22 protein-coding genes are annotated in these 16,256 nt (G+C 62.1%); 14 read left to right on the top strand and 8 right to left on the bottom strand.

Translation table 11 applies throughout. From position 1 onward, the window contains the following. The first annotated feature begins 214 nt into the window (after nt 1-214). Genes AC2FM5_RS11730 through AC2FM5_RS11715 form a run of 4 tightly spaced genes read left to right on the top strand, consistent with a single transcriptional unit; the run spans nt 215 to nt 4,382 of the window. Nucleotides 215-1,459 (top strand): ABC transporter substrate-binding protein, encoded by a 1,245-nt coding sequence (locus AC2FM5_RS11730; protein WP_496735696.1) that lies wholly within the window; start codon nt 215-217, stop codon nt 1,457-1,459. A 57-nt stretch (nt 1,460-1,516) separates the two neighbouring features. After that, complete coding sequence (locus AC2FM5_RS11725) at nt 1,517-2,389, top strand: carbohydrate ABC transporter permease (RefSeq protein ID WP_170360524.1); 873 nt, start codon at nt 1,517-1,519, stop codon at nt 2,387-2,389. Next, nucleotides 2,382-3,281 (top strand): carbohydrate ABC transporter permease, encoded by a 900-nt coding sequence (locus AC2FM5_RS11720; protein WP_170341932.1) that lies wholly within the window; start codon nt 2,382-2,384, stop codon nt 3,279-3,281. The genes AC2FM5_RS11725 and AC2FM5_RS11720 overlap by 8 nt, the downstream gene beginning before the upstream one ends. Nucleotides 3,282-3,284: 3 nt before the next feature. Beyond that, complete coding sequence (locus AC2FM5_RS11715) at nt 3,285-4,382, top strand: ABC transporter ATP-binding protein (RefSeq protein WP_093964104.1); 1,098 nt, start codon at nt 3,285-3,287, stop codon at nt 4,380-4,382. A 60-nt stretch (nt 4,383-4,442) separates the two neighbouring features. On the opposite strand, the gene AC2FM5_RS11710 is transcribed toward AC2FM5_RS11715, so the two are convergent. Together AC2FM5_RS11710 and AC2FM5_RS11705 are read right to left on the bottom strand one after the other, a co-directional pair. Then, a complete protein-coding gene (locus AC2FM5_RS11710; RefSeq protein WP_170364106.1) occupies nt 4,443-5,051 on the bottom strand; it encodes an MlaC/ttg2D family ABC transporter substrate-binding protein in 609 nt (202 codons plus the stop codon). Further along, complete coding sequence (locus tag AC2FM5_RS11705) at nt 5,041-5,868, bottom strand: MlaA family lipoprotein (RefSeq protein ID WP_170341043.1); 828 nt, start codon at nt 5,866-5,868, stop codon at nt 5,041-5,043. Before AC2FM5_RS11705 ends, AC2FM5_RS11710 begins: the two co-directional genes overlap by 11 nt. 296 nt (nt 5,869-6,164) lie before the next feature. On the opposite strand from AC2FM5_RS11705, the gene AC2FM5_RS11700 reads away from it, so the two are divergent. The 4 genes from AC2FM5_RS11700 to AC2FM5_RS11685 are packed head-to-tail and all read left to right on the top strand — an operon-like array spanning nt 6,165 to nt 8,909. After that, nucleotides 6,165-6,620 carry a RidA family protein gene (locus AC2FM5_RS11700; RefSeq protein WP_005980179.1) on the top strand — a complete coding sequence of 152 codons (456 nt, stop codon included), beginning with the start codon at nt 6,165-6,167 and terminating at the stop codon, nt 6,618-6,620. Beyond that, entirely contained in the window at nt 6,617-7,384 is a 768-nt protein-coding gene (locus tag AC2FM5_RS11695; protein WP_496735693.1) for a glycerophosphodiester phosphodiesterase family protein, read from the top strand. The genes AC2FM5_RS11700 and AC2FM5_RS11695 overlap by 4 nt, the downstream gene beginning before the upstream one ends. Before the next feature lie 47 nt (nt 7,385-7,431). Beyond that, nucleotides 7,432-8,619, top strand: coding sequence for a GNAT family N-acetyltransferase (locus AC2FM5_RS11690; protein ID WP_170596455.1), 1,188 nt, complete (start codon nt 7,432-7,434; stop codon nt 8,617-8,619). Beyond that, the gene (locus AC2FM5_RS11685) at nt 8,616-8,909 is read left to right on the top strand and encodes a 4a-hydroxytetrahydrobiopterin dehydratase (RefSeq protein ID WP_170341049.1); all 294 of its coding nucleotides are present in this window, start codon (nt 8,616-8,618) and stop codon (nt 8,907-8,909) included. Before AC2FM5_RS11690 ends, AC2FM5_RS11685 begins: the two co-directional genes overlap by 4 nt. Here the strand turns inward: AC2FM5_RS11685 and AC2FM5_RS11680 are convergent. The 4 genes from AC2FM5_RS11680 to AC2FM5_RS11665 form a co-directional block, all read right to left on the bottom strand. Next, nucleotides 8,906-9,217, bottom strand: a complete 312-nt coding sequence (locus tag AC2FM5_RS11680) for a hypothetical protein (RefSeq protein ID WP_170360533.1) — start codon at nt 9,215-9,217, stop codon at nt 8,906-8,908. The genes AC2FM5_RS11685 and AC2FM5_RS11680 overlap by 4 nt on opposite strands. 49 nt (nt 9,218-9,266) lie before the next feature. Continuing rightward, nucleotides 9,267-9,614: an EF-hand domain-containing protein gene (locus AC2FM5_RS11675; protein ID WP_170360535.1), complete on the bottom strand. Its 348-nt coding sequence runs from the start codon at nt 9,612-9,614 to the stop codon at nt 9,267-9,269. 11 nt (nt 9,615-9,625) lie between these two features. Further along, complete coding sequence (locus tag AC2FM5_RS11670; protein WP_170439942.1) at nt 9,626-9,871, bottom strand: glycine zipper 2TM domain-containing protein; 246 nt, start codon at nt 9,869-9,871, stop codon at nt 9,626-9,628. A gap of 120 nt (nt 9,872-9,991) precedes the next feature. Then, nucleotides 9,992-10,477 carry a peroxiredoxin gene (locus AC2FM5_RS11665; RefSeq protein ID WP_170391446.1) on the bottom strand — a complete coding sequence of 162 codons (486 nt, stop codon included), beginning with the start codon at nt 10,475-10,477 and terminating at the stop codon, nt 9,992-9,994. A 99-nt stretch (nt 10,478-10,576) separates the two neighbouring features. Between AC2FM5_RS11665 and AC2FM5_RS11660 the strand changes: the two genes are divergently transcribed. Genes AC2FM5_RS11660 through AC2FM5_RS11645 form a run of 4 tightly spaced genes read left to right on the top strand, consistent with a single transcriptional unit; the run spans nt 10,577 to nt 13,179 of the window. Continuing rightward, the gene (locus AC2FM5_RS11660; protein WP_496735689.1) at nt 10,577-11,788 is read left to right on the top strand and encodes an NAD(P)/FAD-dependent oxidoreductase; all 1,212 of its coding nucleotides are present in this window, start codon (nt 10,577-10,579) and stop codon (nt 11,786-11,788) included. Further along, nucleotides 11,785-12,348 carry a 16S rRNA (guanine(966)-N(2))-methyltransferase RsmD gene (rsmD, locus tag AC2FM5_RS11655; RefSeq protein ID WP_170391268.1) on the top strand — a complete coding sequence of 188 codons (564 nt, stop codon included), beginning with the start codon at nt 11,785-11,787 and terminating at the stop codon, nt 12,346-12,348. Before AC2FM5_RS11660 ends, rsmD begins: the two co-directional genes overlap by 4 nt. Continuing rightward, on the top strand, nt 12,341-12,976 hold the full coding sequence (locus AC2FM5_RS11650; RefSeq protein ID WP_496735687.1) for an HAD family hydrolase: 636 nt from the start codon (nt 12,341-12,343) through the stop codon (nt 12,974-12,976). Before rsmD ends, AC2FM5_RS11650 begins: the two co-directional genes overlap by 8 nt. Nucleotides 12,977-12,999: 23 nt before the next feature. Continuing rightward, nucleotides 13,000-13,179, top strand: a complete 180-nt coding sequence (locus AC2FM5_RS11645) for a hypothetical protein (protein ID WP_170360546.1) — start codon at nt 13,000-13,002, stop codon at nt 13,177-13,179. Here AC2FM5_RS11645 and map read toward each other — a convergent pair. Beyond that, the gene (map, locus tag AC2FM5_RS11640) at nt 13,167-13,979 is read right to left on the bottom strand and encodes a type I methionyl aminopeptidase (RefSeq protein ID WP_170360548.1); all 813 of its coding nucleotides are present in this window, start codon (nt 13,977-13,979) and stop codon (nt 13,167-13,169) included. The two genes, AC2FM5_RS11645 and map, sit on opposite strands and share 13 nt — an antisense overlap. 228 nt (nt 13,980-14,207) lie before the next feature. Here map and AC2FM5_RS11635 point away from each other — a divergent pair, with 228 nt between their 5' ends. Continuing rightward, a complete protein-coding gene (locus AC2FM5_RS11635; protein WP_093964116.1) occupies nt 14,208-14,693 on the top strand; it encodes a hypothetical protein in 486 nt (161 codons plus the stop codon). Nucleotides 14,694-14,757: 64 nt separating this feature from the next. Here the strand turns inward: AC2FM5_RS11635 and sfsA are convergent, their stop codons facing one another. Further along, on the bottom strand, nt 14,758-15,462 hold the full coding sequence (gene sfsA / locus AC2FM5_RS11630) for a DNA/RNA nuclease SfsA (RefSeq protein ID WP_496735684.1): 705 nt from the start codon (nt 15,460-15,462) through the stop codon (nt 14,758-14,760). A 50-nt stretch (nt 15,463-15,512) separates the two neighbouring features. Here sfsA and AC2FM5_RS11625 point away from each other — a divergent pair, with 50 nt between their 5' ends. After that, the gene (locus tag AC2FM5_RS11625) at nt 15,513-16,235 is read left to right on the top strand and encodes a competence/damage-inducible protein A (RefSeq protein ID WP_170369097.1); all 723 of its coding nucleotides are present in this window, start codon (nt 15,513-15,515) and stop codon (nt 16,233-16,235) included. Nucleotides 16,236-16,256 lie beyond the last annotated feature (21 nt).

Below are 16,256 nucleotides of genomic sequence, written 5' to 3'. Positions count from 1 at the left end.
TTCCTCCCCGATTTCCCCCTCGACGCTGCCCTCAATTGTAACGGACTGCAACAGATTCAAGGTCAACGTAACACGCTGTAACAAAAGGCGGGAAAATTTGCAGCCCGCGCCGGATACATGGGATATTTGCCATTGCCAGACGGCAAGCGGCTGCCGGTAATGTCCCGCATCGCTGCCCCGCGGCAGCAAACAAGGATCTGGGAGGATACCAAACATGAAACGTTTCGCACTCGCCACGGCGTCATCGCTGGCCGTTCTGGCTGGCACGTCGGTGATGGCCGAACCGCAGGCCGAAGTTCTTCACTGGTGGACGTCGGGCGGCGAGGCCAAGTCGGTCGCCGTTCTGCAGGAAGAGTTCGCGGCCAATGGCGGCACCTGGACGGATATGCCCGTTGCAGGCGGCGGCGGAGACGCGGCGATGACCGCGCTGCGCGCCCGCGTTCTGGCCGGCAACGCGCCGACCGCCGTTCAGCTGAAAGGCCCGGCGATCCAGGAATGGTACGAAGAGGGTGTTCTGGCGGACATCTCGAACGTTGCCAAGGCCGAGGGCTGGGCCGAAGTCCTGCCCGCCTCGATCGCGGCGCATATGCAATGCGAAGGCACCTGGTGTGCCGCACCGGTCAACGTGCACCGTATCGACTGGATCTGGGCAAATGCCGACATCCTGGCCGCCAATGACATCGAGATGCCGACCACCTGGGACGAGTTTAACGCCGCTGCCGAGAAGCTGCAGGCCGCAGGCATCATCCCGCTGGCCCATGGTGGTCAGGCCTGGCAAGACGCAACCGTCTTCGAAGCAGTTGCGCTGGGCATCGGCGGACCCGAGTTCTTCAAGAAGGCCTTTGTCGATCTGGACCCCGAGACTCTGACCTCGGACACGATGGTTCAGATTTTTGACCAGATGCGCACCCTGCGCGGGTTCGTTGATGAGAACTTCTCGGGCCGCGACTGGAACCTGGCCACCGCCATGGTCATGAACGGTGAGGCCGCCTTCCAAATCATGGGTGACTGGGCCAAGGGTGAATTCCTGGCCGCGGGCAAGGTCCCCGGCGAAGACTTCCTGTGCGCCTCGACCCCCGGTGACGGCTATCTGTACAACGTCGACAGCTTTGCCATGTTCGACGTGGACGGCGACGACAAGCGCGCCGGTCAGGAACTGCTCGCCAAGCTGATCGTGGCCCCCAAGTTCCAGGAAGTGTTCAACCTGAACAAGGGGTCGATTCCGGCGCGGACCGACGTCGCACTGGACAAGTTCGACATCTGCGCCAAGATCTCGGCCGAAGACATGGGCGCTTCGTCCGCCAATGGCTCGCTGCTGCCGTCCTACGCGCATGGCATGGCGCTGCGCGGTGCGCAGGCTGGTGCGATCACCGACGTCGTGACCGCACATTTCAACTCGGATATGTCCTCGGCTGACGCGGTTCAGCAACTGGCGGACGCGGTGGCAAACAGCTACTGATCCAACACGCTCTGCCCCCTATACTGCGGGGCAGAGCATCTTTCCCCGGAGGAAAAAATGTCCGAATGGCTGGAAAACCACCTTCCCAAGGTGGTGCTGGCACCGTCGTTCATCGCCGTATTGATCTTTGTCTACGGATTTATCGGATGGACCGCCTGGGTGTCGCTGACCCGATCGAAACTGCTGCCGAAATACGAGATCAAGGGCTTCATCCAATATGACCGCCTGTTTGACTCGCCCCGCTGGGACACGGCGATCAACAACCTTTACGTCTTTGGCGCGCTGTTCATCGTGATCGCGATGGTGCTGGGCCTGCTGCTGGCGATCCTGCTGGATCAGAAGATCCGCGTCGAAGGCGCGATCCGCACGATCTATCTCTACCCGATGGCGCTGTCGATGATCGTGACCGGCACCGCGTGGAAGTGGATCCTGAACCCGGGTCTGGGTATCGAGGCCATGGTCCAGGGCTGGGGCTTTCCGAATTTCAAGTTCGACTGGCTGGTGAACCCGGACTACGCGATCTACACGATCGTCATCGCCGCGATCTGGCAGAGCTCGGGTTTTGTCATGGCGCTGTTCCTGGCCGGGCTGCGCTCGGTGGATGGTGAGATCATCAAGGCCGCGCAGGTCGATGGCATCCCCACCTGGCGGATCTATACGGCAATCATCATTCCGTCGATGGCTCCGATCTTCCTGTCGGCCTTCATCGTGTTGGCGCACCTTGCGATCAAGAGCTTTGACCTTGTCATTGCCCTGACAGGCGGTGGTCCGGGTTACGCAACCGATTTGCCCGCAACATACATGTACGCGATGGCGTTTTCGCGCGGCGATATCGGCCAGGCGGCGGCGTCCGCGATGATCATGATGCTGGTCGTCTTTGCCATCGTGGTTCCTTACCTCTACTCAGAACTGAGGGCGAAAAATGACTGATCTGTCGATGCCCCAAACCCGAACCCGCAGCCAGAGTGCCACGGGCAAGATTGCCCTGCGTTGGTTGCTGTATGTCCTGCTTGGTCTTTTTGCGCTCTACTACCTGATGCCGCTTTTCGTGATGCTGACCACATCGCTCAAAAGCCTCGAGGAAATTCGTACGGGATCGCTGATCTCGCTGCCGCGCGAGGTCAGTCTGGATGCCTGGAAAACCGCCTGGTCAGGCGCCTGCACCGGTATCCAGTGCGAAGGCCTGCGGCCCTATTTCTGGAACTCGGTCCTGATTGCGGTCCCTGCCGTGGCAATCTCGACCCTTCTGGGGGCGTTGAACGGATTTGTCGTCGCGCAGTGGCGTTTCAAAGGGGCCAACATCATCTTTTCTCTGATGCTGTTCGGTTGCTTCATCCCGTTCCAAGTGGTCCTGCTGCCGATGGCGCGTCTGCTGGGCATGATGGGGATCGCCGGAACCATTCCGGGCCTGATCTTCGTCCACGTGATCTATGGGCTTGGCTTCACAACGCTGTTCTTCCGCAACTACTACGTCACCATCCCGGCCGAGCTGACCAAGGCGGCGCGAGTGGATGGTGCCGGGTTCTTTCGGATCTTCTGGTCGATCTTCCTGCCGCTGTCGCTGCCCATCATCGTGGTGACCGTGATCTGGCAGTTCACCCAGATCTGGAACGATTTCCTGTTCGGCGTTTCGTTCAGCCAGGCGGGCACGCAGCCCGTGACCGTGGCGCTCAACAACATCGTCAACTCAACCACCGGCGTCAAAGAGTACAACGTCGACATGGCCGCCGCGATCATCGCGGGGCTGCCGACGCTGCTCGTCTATGTCGTTGCCGGTAAGTATTTCATCCGCGGCCTGACCGCCGGTTCCGTGAAGGGATAACCCATGGCTCCCATCCTCGATATCCAAAACCTGTACAAGAATTACGGCGCAACCGAGATTCTGAAGGACATCAACATCTCGATCGAACCGGGCGACTTCCTGGTGCTGGTCGGCCCTTCCGGCTGTGGCAAGTCGACCCTGCTGAACTGCATCGCCGGGCTCGAGCCGATCTCGGGCGGGACGCTGTCGATTGGCGGCAAGGACATGACTCATGTCAGCCCCAAAGACCGCGACATCGCGATGGTGTTCCAGTCCTACGCCCTGTACCCGACCATGTCGGTGGCCAAGAACATCACCTTTGGCATGAAGGTGCGCGGCGTCGATCAGGCAACTCAGGACGCCAAGCTGAAAGAGGTCGCCTCGCTTCTGCAGATCGAGCCGTTGCTGAACCGCCGCCCCAGCCAATTGTCGGGTGGTCAGCGACAGCGTGTGGCAATGGGCCGGGCTCTGGTGCGTGACCCCAAGCTGTTCCTGTTCGACGAACCGCTGTCGAACCTCGACGCCAAGCTGCGGGTCGAGATGCGGACCGAGATCAAGAAGCTGCATCAGACGCTGGATGCCTCGATCGTCTATGTGACCCATGATCAGATCGAAGCGATGACCCTGGCCACCAAGATCGTGGTGCTGAAGGGCGGTGTGGTGCAGCAGATCGGCACTCCGGCCGAGATCTACAACCGCCCCGCCAACCTGTTCGTGGCCGATTTCATGGGCTCGCCGGCGATGAACCTGATCCCGGCGCGGGTCCAGCGCAACGGGACCGGCACGCAGGTCGCCATTGCGCGGGATGGGGCTGACCCGATCGTGCTGACGGATACGCGCGATCTGGACCTGCCCGAAGAAGTGATCCTGGGCCTGCGCCCCGAGGACATCGCTGAATCCGGGTTCCGCGCTGGTGCCGGTGTGCAAGAGGCCGCCTGCCTGGTCGATATGGTCGAACCGGCGGGTGCCGATACCTACGTCGTGTCGGAACTGGGCGGCAAACAGGTCACCGCGCGCCTGCATGCCGAGACCAGTGCCAAGGCCGGTCAGATGCTGAACCTGGCCTTTGACATGAGCAAAGTGTCCTATTTTGCGAAAGCGACAGGCGAACGCCTGAACTGAGCCACGAAAAACGCCGCGCGGGGATCCTGCGCGGCGTCATCACTACTCTGACCGTTTGGTTCAGCCGGTCTTTTTCAGGTCATTGATCAGCTGATCCAGGTTGCCTTTGCGCGCATCCAGCATGGCGCCGATCTCGGTCCGCTCTGTCAGCAGCAGGTTCACCCCTTCGATGAACATGTTGTAGAACTTGTCGCGACCCGATTTGTCCGACACCAGGAAGGTCACTTCGAACGGTGCTTCGCCGCGCAGCTTGACGCTGCTGCGAACCTCGTAGCCGGCCTTGATCTTGCGGGCATTCTTGACGGTGACCTCACCCCCGATGAATTCGCGGAAGCGTCGACCGTATTTGCGCGAGATATACCCCTGGAAAGCCTTGGTGAATTCGCGCATCTGCGCATTGCTGGCGCTGCGCGCATCGGCGCCCAGCGCATAGCGCGCCATGATCGGAACGTCGGCATACTGCACGAAGATCTTTTCGAAATCGCGCAGCATGGCGCTTTCGGATTTGCCCGACTCGATTACGCGCGTGATGTCGGAAACGACGCTGTTGACCAGTTGTGTCGCGCTGGCCTCGGTCAACGCCAGGGTCTGCTGCGGAAGGCCAGCCACGGCCAGCCCGGCCAGGGCGGTGGCGGCAAAGGTACGGCGGTTCATGGCGTTATTCAGCATAGGGGTCCTCATATGGGTCCTCGTAAGGGTCAAGGTATGGGTCCCTGACCGGGTCGGTGCCGGTATCGGCGTAGGGATCGGAATACAGACCCAGATAGGCATCCTCATCGTCCCTTGCCAGTTCGAACCGGCGGTTTTGCAAATAGATCAGGCGGGCCTGAGCGTAACTGTCTGCGCTTTCGTACAGAATCGAGTCGACCGTGTCCGAGAATCTGCCCCGATCGCCCATCCGCCGTACCACCTCGGCATAGACGCCCAGGTTGTCGGCCGGTCGCGTCGGCGAGAAGTTGATCGGGTTCGAGAACAGGTTGACCACAACGCCGACCGCATCCCGGGTCGTCGAGGGGCCGTAGAACGGCAGTTCGACATAAGCCCCTTCGCCGAAGCCCCAGACATGAAGCGTTTCGCCGAAATCGGTATCAACCGGCGGCAGGTTCAACTCATCCGCCGGTTTGGACAGACCGAACCCGCCCACGGTCGAGTTGATCACGAACCGCAGCAGGGCGTTGCCCGACTGTTTCAGATTGCCCTGCAGCAGATAGTCGACGGCCTGTCCGGGCAACGAGATGTTTTCAGCGAAGTTGTTGAAGCTGGTGACCATCGGGTCGGGTACGATTTTCACATAGCCTTTCGAGGCCGGGCGGAACAGGAACCGGTCGACGCCCAGATTGAACTTGTGAATGCCGCGATTTGCGTTTTCGTAGGGGTCGAAGACCTCGCCGCGGGCCGCTGCGTCCTGGGGCTGCGACGCGCAGGCCGACAGAACCGCGAACAGCGACACTGCGACGATGTGCTTGAAACGGATCCGGTTGGACACGGTCTTGGTTACTCCCGATCGTCCGGATGTAATCCAGCCGGACACTCAATCAATACGTTTTCTCGTTGGCACAACGGACCAATTCAACGGCACATAGTCGTTTCGCACTCGAAAGGAAACTCCTAGCGTTTAACCCGCGCGCCGGACCCGGGTAAAGTGGCCTGCATTCAACACATCCGCATGAGTGGAGACCTGCCCAAATCGCGGGCAAATGCGAAATTGCCGGTTTCCGGCTTTTCGTGGGCGGTGTTCCCGGTTAGCGTCCGCCCGAGTCACATGAAGTTGAGGACAATCACATGAGCATCGCAGCCAAACTGGAATCCCTGGGCGTGACCCTGCCGGACGCCCCCGCACCGGCAGCCAATTACGTCCCGTTCGTGCGGGTGGGCAACATCGTCTATGTGTCGGGCCAGATCTCGAAGGACGATGCGTTGATCACCGGCAAGCTGGGTGCCGATATGGATGTCGCTGCCGGTGCGGCGGCGGCCCGGGTCTGCGCGATCAACCTGCTGGCCCAGGTCAAGGCCGCCTGCGGCGGGGACATCGACAAGCTGGTGCGGGTGATCAAACTGACCGGCTTCGTGAACTCGACCGCCGATTTCACCGACCAGCCGCAAGTGATCAACGGCGCGTCCGACTTCCTGGTCGAGGCGCTGGGCGATGCGGGTCGCCATTCGCGTTCGGCCGTCAGTGCCGCGTCGCTGCCGCTGGGCGTCGCGGTTGAGATCGAAGGGATTTTCGAGATCCAATGACACCGTCTCTGCCTCGTGTGTTCATGGGCGCGCCGATTGCGCATCGGGCGCTGCATGACATTCGCCAGACCCGCCCGGAAAACAGCCGGGCTGCCATCCGGGCCGCCATTGCTGCGGGTTACGGGATCGAGATTGACCTGCAGCTGACGTCGGACGGCCATGCCATGGTGTTCCACGATTATGACATGGCGCGCCTGACCGGCCAGTCCGGCGCGATCCAGCAGATCACCCGGGCCGAGGCCGCGGACCTTCCGCTGCTGCACGGGGACGAGGGTATCCCCTCGCTTGAGGAAGTTCTGCAACTGGTGGCGGGCCGCGTGCCGTTGCTGATCGAGTTCAAGGATCAGCACGGTGCGATGGGGCCTGTGGACGGGCGGCTGGAGCAAGACGCGGTCGCGCTGCTCAAGTCCTATGACGGCCCGGTCGCGCTGATGTCATTCAACCCCAACTCGGTGGCCGAGCTGGCCCGGCTTGCGCCGGAGATGCCGCGTGGGTTGACGACCTGTTCCTACAAGCCCGAAGTCGAGCATCTGCCGGCCGAGGTCTGCGACCACCTGCGCGAGATCCCCGATTTCGACCGGGTTGGCGCCAGCTTCATCAGCCACGAGGTGCAGGACCTGTCCCGCCCCCGCGTGGCCGAGTTGAAGGCGCAAGGCGTGCCGATCCTGTGCTGGACGGTGCGCTCGGCCGAACAGGAGGCCGAGGCGCGCAAGGTGGCCGACAACGTGACCTTCGAGAACTATCTGGCCGCCATTCCGGGTTGAACCCGGCTGCCGGCGTCACAGATAGTTCAGGGGACGCAGGAGGGCACATGGACCAGTCACAGATCGAGATACGGGTTCTGTCGGCGCTGGATCAGATCCCGGCGGCCGAATGGGACAGTTGCGCCTGCCCCGAGGCCGCCGACGGCACCCGCCCACTGGACCCGTTCACCACGCATCGGTTCCTGCGCGCGCTGGAAGACAGCGGCTCGGTCGGGCGGGGCACCGGCTGGCAGCCGCAATACCTGACCGCCTATCTGGACGGCCTGCTGATCGGGGCCGCGCCGATGTATGCCAAGTCGCACAGCCAGGGCGAATACATCTTCGATCACAGCTGGGCCCATGCCTATGAAAACGCGGGCGGGCGGTATTACCCGAAATTGCAGATCGCGGTGCCCTTCACCCCGGCCACCGGGCGGCGGTTTCTGACACGGCCCGGCTATGACGGGATCGCCATGTCGGCGCTGGTGCAGGGGGCGGTGCAACTGGCCGCCGACAATCGCCTGTCGTCGCTGCACGTCACCTTCTGCACCCGGGACGAGGCGCTGGCCGGGCAGCAGATGGGCCTGCTGGCGCGCGACTCGCAGCAGTTTCACTGGCTGAACGACGACTATGCCGATTTTGAAGCCTTTCTGACCGCGCTGTCCTCGCGCAAGCGAAAGAACATCCGCAAGGAACGGGCGCAGGCCAATGCCTTTGGCGGCGAGATCCGCACCCTGACCGGCGCCGATCTGCGCCCCGATCACTGGGACGCGTTCTGGGAGTTCTATCAGGACACCGGCGCGCGCAAGTGGGGCTCGCCCTATCTGACGCGGCAATTCTTTGACATCGTTCACGAAACCATGGCCGATGACGTGGCGCTGGTGCTGGCCGAGCGGGGCGGATACCCGATCGCGGGGGCGCTGAACTTCATCGGGCGCAAGACCTTGTTCGGGCGCTATTGGGGCTGCAACGAACATCACCCCTGCCTGCATTTCGAACTGTGCTACTATAGGGCGATCGACTTTGCCATCGCGCATGGTCTTGACCGCGTCGAAGCCGGCGCGCAGGGAGAACACAAGCTGGCGCGGGGTTATCTGCCCACGCGCACGCACAGCCTGCACTGGATCGCCGATCCCGGCTTTGCGGACGCCGTCGCGCGGTATCTCGAGGCCGAGGCCCGCGCGGTGGGGGAAGAGATCGAAATTCTGACGGATTACGGCCCGTTCAGAAAAGCCAACCCGGAGGAACAGCAATGAGCGAACTTCTGTCGACCGAGACCCGTGGCCCGCTGCTGGATCCGCTGTTCAAGAACGGCTGGACCATGGTCAAGGATCGTGACGCGATCACCAAGACCTTTATCTTCGACGATTTTGTCGATGCCTTCGGCTGGATGACCAAAGTGTCGATCTTTGCGGAAAAATGGAACCATCATCCCGAATGGTCCAACGTCTACCGCACGGTCGAGGTGGTGCTGACCACTCATGACGTGGGCGGCCTGTCGTCTCAGGACGCCAAGCTTGCGCGCAAGATGGACAGCCTGCTTTAGCCGCGGTCGCCCCGCGACCCCATGCCCCCAGCCAACATCGCTACCTCGCCCAGACGACGGAACTCGGCCGGGGTCACGGTACCGTCGCTCACGTCGATGTCGCGCGGGATTCCGGCGGTGCGATTGCCCATCATCCGTACGCTACGCGCCGCCGGATTGATGTCCAGACAGCGCGTCTGATAGCAGGTCAGACCTGCCGTATTGATCTGAATGTGCGCTTGCCCGTCTGGCCCGGTCACGACCGGCGCCTGCGGGACGTCGCACGCTGCCAGCAGAACGACCGCGCCAAGCCAATAAAATACTCTCATGCCTGCGCTCCTATTGGTCACAGGGTCAGCCGTGCCGGGGCGCCGGGCCTCAATCCAACTGACCGTTCCGGTCTTTGTCCGCAGACAGGAAATCGTCATTCATCTGCGAGTCATACTCTGACCGAGAGATAGAGTTGTCGCGATTGCGGTCAATCTTCTGGAACATCTTGATATCCATGAACGGCTTGGCCTCGTCCAGACCGAGCGTGCCGTTCTTGTCATCGTCCATCTCCTGATAGGCATAATCCGAAAAGGCATCGAATTCGTCGCGCGACAGGAAACCGTCGTTGTTGGCGTCGATCGCGTTCAATTCGCGCTCATTCAGTTCGGCCACGCTGTCTGCGGCGGCTGGTGCTGCCATCATCAGGGCCGTCATCAATAGAACCGAGTGTTTCATCCTGACGCTCCTCAGCATGCGAATCTCTGGCCTTCGACCCCGCCGGCCACGGCGCCGGCTGCGGTCAGAATATCCTTGCCCGACCCACCGCCGAACTGGTTGCCGATGGCGCCGCCGATCAACGCGCCGCCCAGGGTGCCGCCAAGACAGGCGATTTCGTGCTGGCGCGCAGCCTGTTGCTGCGGTGTTGGCGCAGGCCCGCACGCGGTCAACAGCCCCGCGCCACCCAAAGTAATGACTGCTAGAATTCTTTTCATGAATGAGCTCCCGGTTCCCATGCAGGAACACTGGCACAATCCGCGGGTGCGGGCCAAGTTAATTGGCCTTCATCCAACGTGATCTGTGGCATGGCCCCGGTGCGCACCGGGGCCGTCCTGTCAGATGACTTCGAGCAAGCCTTCGCCAGCCGAAATCTCGCAGGCGCCGGGGCTTTCCTCCAGGTTCAGCGCCACGACCTTGCCGTCTTCGACCAGCATCGCATAGCGCTTGGAGCGCGCGATCAGGCCGGCTGGCGGGGCGTCGAAATCCATGCCGATCGCCTTGGTGAATTCCGAGGCCGGATCGGCCAGCATGGTCAGTCCGGCCGCAGTTGCGCCCGTGGCCTCGCCCCAGGCCTTCATCACGAAGGGGTCGTTTACCGACACGCAGATGATCTCGTCCACGCCTTTGGCCGCAAACTGGTCCTTGGTGCGCATGAAGCTGGGCACATGGGCCGAGTGGCAGGTGGGGGTGAACGCGCCGGGCACGGCAAAGATCACCACCTTGCGGCCCTTGATCTTGCTGGAGACCCGCACCTCTTCCGGTCCGTCAGCGCCCATCTGGATCAGGGTTGCTTCGGGCAGGGTGTCGCCGGTTGAAATCATCTTCATGCTCCTGTCGATTGAAATTGCAAACTCGCTCCTTGCCGCAATATAGGTGGGCGGGTGGCACAAGCCACGGGAAATTGACAGGGGGCGGACCAGATGAGCCATATCGTCGTGATCGGAGCCGGGCAGGCGGGGTCATCACTGGTGGCCGGGCTGCGCAAAGGCGGGTTTGACGGGGCGATCACCCTGATCGGGGCGGAACCCGTGCTGCCCTATCAGCGCCCGCCGCTGTCCAAGGCCTATCTGCTGGGCGAGATGGAGCTTGAACGGCTCTACCTGCGCCCCGAAAGTTTCTATGCCGAGAACGATATCACCCTGCGTCTGGGCCAGCAGGTGGGCGCGATCGACCCGGCGGCCAAGACCGTGACCATAAGCGGTGAGGTGATATCCTACGACCAGCTTGCCCTGACCACCGGCTCGCATCCGCGCCGCCTGCCTGCCGCGATCGGCGGAGACCTGGCGGCCGTGCATGTGGTGCGCACGCTGGCCGATGTGGACACGATGGCCCCCGCCGTCACCCAAGGCGCGCGGGCGCTGATCGTGGGCGGCGGTTATATCGGGCTCGAGGCCGCGGCGGTCTGCGCCAAACGCGGCGTGCAGGTGACGCTGGTCGAGATGGCTGACCGCATCCTGCAGCGTGTCGCGGCCCCCGAGACCAGCGACTATTTCCGCGCACTGCACAGCGCGCATGGCGTGGACATCCGCGAAGGCGTAGGGCTGGACCGGATCACCGGCGAGAATGGCAAGGTCACCGGCGCGGTGCTGGGCGACGGGACCGAACTCGAGGTCGATTTCGTGGTGGTCGGCGTGGGCATCGCTCCGGCCACCGAACTGGCCGAAGCGGCCGGGCTTGCCATCGAAAACGGTATCAAAACCGATGTGCATGGCCGCACCTCTGCCGCCGATATCTGGGCGGCGGGCGATTGCGCCTCGTTCCCCTACAAGGGCCGGCGAATCCGTCTGGAAAGCGTGCCCAACGCCATCGACCAGGCCGAGGTGGTGGCGCAGAACATGCTGGGCGCGGGCAAGGATTACGTGGCCACGCCCTGGTTCTGGTCGGACCAGTATGACGTGAAGCTGCAGATCGCCGGGCTGAACATGGGTTATGACCACGTCGTAACCCGTCCGGGCGAGGGAGCGACCACCTCGTTCTGGTATTACCAGGGCGATCAGCTGCTGGCCGTGGATGCGATGAACGACCCGCGCGCCTATATGGTCGGCAAGCGCCTGATCGACGCGGGAAAAACCGCCGATCCGGCGGTGGTGGCCGACCCCGCAGCGGATCTGAAACCGCTGCTCAAGGCGTGAGGATCATCGCCGGAGATTTCCGGGGCCGGGCGCTGGCCTCGGTCGGCAAGGGGGATGCGGGCGCGCATCTGCGCCCCACCACCGACCGGGTTCGCGAAAGCCTGTTCAACGTGCTGAACCACCTGATCGATTTCGACGGGCTGCGGGTGCTGGACCTGTTCGCCGGCACCGGCGCGCTGGGGCTCGAGGCGCTGTCACGCGGCGCGGCGCATGTCATCTTCGTCGATGACGGGCGGGTGGCGCAGGGGTTGATCCGCAAGAATATCGACCTGACCCGCAGCGCCAACCGCACCGCCCTGATCCGCCGCGACGCGACGCGGCTGGGCGATAATCCCGAAGCGCCGTTCGACCTGATCTTTCTCGACCCGCCCTATGGCAAGGGAATGGGGCAAAAGGCGCTGGTGGCGGCACTCAAGGGCGGCTGGCTGGCCGATGACACGCTGGTGGTCTGGGAAGAGAACGCCCCGATGGCCCCGCCCGAAGGCTTTACGCTGCACGATGCGCGCAAATACGGCGACACCCATGTCTCTCTGATGTGGCGGGACGGAACGCATGCATGATCTGGTAATCTTTGATTGCGACGGTGTCTTGGTCGACAGTGAAACGATCTCCAACCAAGTGATGGTCGACAACCTGGCCGGGTATGGGCTGAACCTGTCGCTGCAGGACTGCATGTCGATGTTCGTGGGCGGCACCATGTCGGGCGTCCGGGACTCGGCTCGCAAGATGGGCGCTGACCTGCCGGATGACTGGACCGAGCAGATCTATGCGCGGATCTATGATGTGCTGCGCGCGGGTGTTCCCGTGATTCCGGGAATCCCCGAGTTGCTGCGCCATCTGGACGAACAGCGCATTCCATTCTGTGTGGCCTCGAACGGGCGGCGCGAGAAGATGCAGATCACCTTGGGCCAGAACGGGCTGTGGGACAGGTTCCAGGGCGCGATCTTCTCGGCCCATGAGGTCGGCAGCGCCAAGCCCGAGCCGGGGTTGTTCCAGACCGCGGCCCGACATTTCGGTGCGAAGTCGCCCGTCGTCATCGAGGACAGTGCGAACGGTGTGACCGCCGCGATCCGGGCCCGGATGAGGTGCCTTGCCTATGCGCCGCACGATGACGGCGCGCGCCTGGCCGGGCTCGGGGCTGAAGTCATCCGTGACATGAAGGACGCGCCGCGGCTTTTGGGTCATTGACCGGCCTGTGCTAGACTGCGGTTATGGACCGCGCACTTTCACGCCCACTCTGGCCCGCCCGGTTCGAGGCGCAGGCCACCTCAGGACCCGAGCCACGGCCTCGGCCCGCACCCGTCTTCATTCAGGACGCGGTGACGTCATGGGGCCCGGACACCCTGCTGCTGAAGCTTCTGCGCGATCAGGCCGCCGATCAGGAGGAATAGGTCGGGTGGAACTTGCCGCCCGGTGACAGGGTAAAGATCTCGACCCCGTCTGCGGTGACGCCCACCGAATGCTCGAACTGCGCCGACAGCGACTTGTCGCGGGTCACGGCGGTCCAGTCATCGGCCAGCGTCTTGGTCTCGGGGCGGCCCAAATTCACCATCGGCTCGATGGTGAAGAACATGCCCTCTTCCAGAACCGCGCCGGTGCCGGGGCGGCCATAGTGCAACACGTTGGGCGGCGCGTGGAACACGCGGCCCAGCCCGTGCCCGCAGAAATCGCGCACCACGCTCATGCGGTGGGCTTCGACGTAAGACTGGATCGCATGGCCAATGTCACCGAAGGTGTTGCCCGGCTTGACCATCTCAATGCCTTTGAACAGGGCGTCGTGGGTCACCTGGATCAGCCGCTCTGCCTTGCGCGGCAGCTTTCCGGCCACATACATGCGCGACGTGTCGCCGAACCAGCCGTCGACGATCACGGTCACGTCGATATTCAGGATGTCGCCATCCTTGAGTTTCTTGTCCCCGGGAATCCCGTGGCAGACCACGTGGTTCACGCTGATGCAGCTGGCGTGCTGATAGCCTTTGTAACCGATGGTGGCCGATTTCGCGCCGGCGTCCTCGACCATCTGGGTGATGATCCGGTCGATCTCGCCAGTGGTCTGGCCGGGAAAGACATGCTCGGCAATATCATCCAGGATGCGCGCCGCCAGAGCCCCTGCCGCGTGCATGCCGGCAAAGTCAGCCTGTTCGTAGATGCGGATACCGTCCTTCGTCAGACGGCCACGATGCTCTTTCATTCGTGCGGGGCTCCAAAAAATTCTGCGCAGCATCCCTTCTACGCTGCTTGTGCAGAAAGTACCAGAGGGCGCAGGGTCGCGGGTGCCCGCCGGGGCAAGTACAACTCTTTTCGACAGATCAATGCAGCAGATTCTTCATGCACACAGCGGGAAATTCCATAGCCGTTTAAAAATGCCCACATTTTTGCTAGAGTATCAGTATTGATCAAAGCAAATTTGGAGAATGCAATGGCCTATCACGTTAATCGCGAACTATTTGCGAATGTTGTCGAAGCCGCAGTGCTGGACGAAGAGTTCAGAGCCAGATTATTGGATAACCCCAGTTCAACAATGAATAGCGTTGGAATGTGTGTCCCTGATTACTCGATTGGAGAATTCAATGAGGTTTTCCGGAATCGTGTTGATCCACTTTTGGCGGAGGCACAACGAATTCTGCAGGCCAATATGCCGCTGTCCGTCAAAAATCTACCAAGTTTTTCCTGCGCGGCCTGTACAGTAGCGGCCTGGACGGTGGCCGCTATAATCGTAGCCGTTGGCGCAGCTGGAGTCGCAACTCTTACTTTGACTTCTGCGCCTGTCATAGCGTTGGCGAGTTTTGTCGGGACTTCGGCCTTAGCTGCGCTGGTGTTCATTCAATCACTCGGTGCAACCATCGGAGGCGGAATTCTGGCAGTTGCAAAGGCTATTTGCACTTGGATTGGTGCGTGCCCGTAGTCAACGAAATTCATACATTTTCGATAGTCAGAGTTGCGCAGTTTCAGCGAGAAATCTGCGCAGTTTAAGTTCTATCGGAAAATGCTTTGTCCAAAGTAACCTCTTCCGGCGAAATCCGAGTCCCATATACTAGCCTCTCTACTCCCTTTGCTTGAGCGATTTCAAATTCTGCCGCGTAGGCCGGATCGATATCCGCGGCCAACGCGAATTTGCGGCAATCTGTGCGCTGAACCAGGTAGAGCAGGATGGCCCGGTGCCCTTGCGCGGCCATTTCGGCCAGCTCCCCCAGATGTTTGGTGCCCCGTGCGGTGACGCTGTCCGGGAATTCGGCCAGCCCCGGTTCGCGCGACAGGGTCACGCTTTTGACCTCGACATAGGCGTCGGGCAGCCCGGGTTGCGAAAGCAAAAAGTCGATGCGGCTGTTCTGGCCGTATCTGACCTCCGGCCGCACGGTTTCATAGGCGGCGAATGCGGGGATCTCCCGGGCTTGGAGCGCAGCGCGCAAGGCCCGGTTGGGGACCGAAGTATCAACGCCGGTAAAATGGCCGTTTTCATGATCGACCAGCCGCCAGCCGAATTTGAGCTTTTTCTTCGGGTCGTCATTGGGCTCAAGCCAGATCTTTTCGCCCGGTTCGGCCAGACCCATCATCGAACCCGGATTGGCGCAATGGGCCGTCACCTCGCGCCCGTCCTCAAGCCTGCAGTCGGCCAGAAAGCGTTTATAGCGGCGGATCAGGCGGGCGGGCACAAGGGGGGTTTGAAAGCGCATGGTTCCGGGCCTATACCTGCCGCAAAGGTCGATCAAGAGGAGAGCGTGCCATGCCCAACCCAACCGCTGCAATGCTGGTGATCGGGGATGAAATCCTGTCCGGCCGAACCCGCGACGCCAACATGCATTATCTGGCGCAGGAGCTGACCAAACACGGCATCGATCTGAAAGAGGTCCGCATCGTCAGCGACGAGGCACCGGCGATCGAGGCCGCCGTCACGGCGCTGTCGCAGGGCTATGACCATGTGTTCACCAGCGGGGGCATCGGCCCCACCCATGACGACATCACCGCCGATTGCATCGCCCGCGCGTTCGGGGCGCAAATCGATGTGCGAGACGATGCCCGCGCCCTGCTGCAGGCGCACTACGACCAATCGGGGCTGGAGCTGAACGAAGCGCGCCTGCGCATGGCGCGCATCCCTGACGGGGCAACGCTGATCGACAACCCGGTTTCCACCGCGCCAGGGTTCACACTGGGTAATGTCCATGTGATGGCCGGCGTCCCATTGGTGTTCCAGGCGATGGTGGCCAGTGTGCTGCCCACCCTGACCGGAGGAAAACCGCTGTTGTCGCAGACCTTGCGGGTCAACCGGGGAGAAGGCGACATCGCGGCGACCCTGGCCGCCGTGGCCGAGGAATTTGGCGACGTGTCGATCGGGTGTTACCCGTTCCAGATCAACGGCGTCTTCGGGGCCAACGTGGTTGTTCGGGGCACTGACGGGTCGCGTATCGATGCGGTCACGACGCGACTGGCCAAGGAGCTTGGCCTGTGACGGTAGACTGGGCGGCAGTGG

Source organism: Ruegeria sp. BHSA162 (assembly GCF_059613385.1).
This window is presented reverse-complemented; position numbering and strand designations above follow the sequence as displayed.

What these genes read in the sequence shown, in the direction of transcription:
- AC2FM5_RS11730 (WP_496735696.1), top strand. Translation starts at nt 215, where the DNA reads ATGAAACGTTTCGCACTCGCCACGGCGTCATCGCTGGCCGTTCTGGCT.
- AC2FM5_RS11725 (WP_170360524.1), top strand. Translation starts at nt 1,517, where the DNA reads ATGTCCGAATGGCTGGAAAACCACCTTCCCAAGGTGGTGCTGGCACCG.
- AC2FM5_RS11720 (WP_170341932.1), top strand. Translation starts at nt 2,382, where the DNA reads ATGACTGATCTGTCGATGCCCCAAACCCGAACCCGCAGCCAGAGTGCC.
- AC2FM5_RS11715 (WP_093964104.1), top strand. Translation starts at nt 3,285, where the DNA reads ATGGCTCCCATCCTCGATATCCAAAACCTGTACAAGAATTACGGCGCA.
- AC2FM5_RS11710 (WP_170364106.1), bottom strand. Translation starts at nt 5,051, where the DNA reads ATGCTGAATAACGCCATGAACCGCCGTACCTTTGCCGCCACCGCCCTG.
- AC2FM5_RS11700 (WP_005980179.1), top strand. Translation starts at nt 6,165, where the DNA reads ATGAGCATCGCAGCCAAACTGGAATCCCTGGGCGTGACCCTGCCGGAC.
- AC2FM5_RS11695 (WP_496735693.1), top strand. Translation starts at nt 6,617, where the DNA reads ATGACACCGTCTCTGCCTCGTGTGTTCATGGGCGCGCCGATTGCGCAT.
- AC2FM5_RS11690 (WP_170596455.1), top strand. Translation starts at nt 7,432, where the DNA reads ATGGACCAGTCACAGATCGAGATACGGGTTCTGTCGGCGCTGGATCAG.
- AC2FM5_RS11685 (WP_170341049.1), top strand. Translation starts at nt 8,616, where the DNA reads ATGAGCGAACTTCTGTCGACCGAGACCCGTGGCCCGCTGCTGGATCCG.
- AC2FM5_RS11680 (WP_170360533.1), bottom strand. Translation starts at nt 9,217, where the DNA reads ATGAGAGTATTTTATTGGCTTGGCGCGGTCGTTCTGCTGGCAGCGTGC.
- AC2FM5_RS11675 (WP_170360535.1), bottom strand. Translation starts at nt 9,614, where the DNA reads ATGAAACACTCGGTTCTATTGATGACGGCCCTGATGATGGCAGCACCA.
- AC2FM5_RS11670 (WP_170439942.1), bottom strand. Translation starts at nt 9,871, where the DNA reads ATGAAAAGAATTCTAGCAGTCATTACTTTGGGTGGCGCGGGGCTGTTG.
- AC2FM5_RS11665 (WP_170391446.1), bottom strand. Translation starts at nt 10,477, where the DNA reads ATGATTTCAACCGGCGACACCCTGCCCGAAGCAACCCTGATCCAGATG.
- AC2FM5_RS11660 (WP_496735689.1), top strand. Translation starts at nt 10,577, where the DNA reads ATGAGCCATATCGTCGTGATCGGAGCCGGGCAGGCGGGGTCATCACTG.
- AC2FM5_RS11650 (WP_496735687.1), top strand. Translation starts at nt 12,341, where the DNA reads ATGCATGATCTGGTAATCTTTGATTGCGACGGTGTCTTGGTCGACAGT.
- AC2FM5_RS11645 (WP_170360546.1), top strand. Translation starts at nt 13,000, where the DNA reads ATGGACCGCGCACTTTCACGCCCACTCTGGCCCGCCCGGTTCGAGGCG.
- map (WP_170360548.1), bottom strand. Translation starts at nt 13,979, where the DNA reads ATGAAAGAGCATCGTGGCCGTCTGACGAAGGACGGTATCCGCATCTAC.
- AC2FM5_RS11635 (WP_093964116.1), top strand. Translation starts at nt 14,208, where the DNA reads ATGGCCTATCACGTTAATCGCGAACTATTTGCGAATGTTGTCGAAGCC.
- sfsA (WP_496735684.1), bottom strand. Translation starts at nt 15,462, where the DNA reads ATGCGCTTTCAAACCCCCCTTGTGCCCGCCCGCCTGATCCGCCGCTAT.
- AC2FM5_RS11625 (WP_170369097.1), top strand. Translation starts at nt 15,513, where the DNA reads ATGCCCAACCCAACCGCTGCAATGCTGGTGATCGGGGATGAAATCCTG.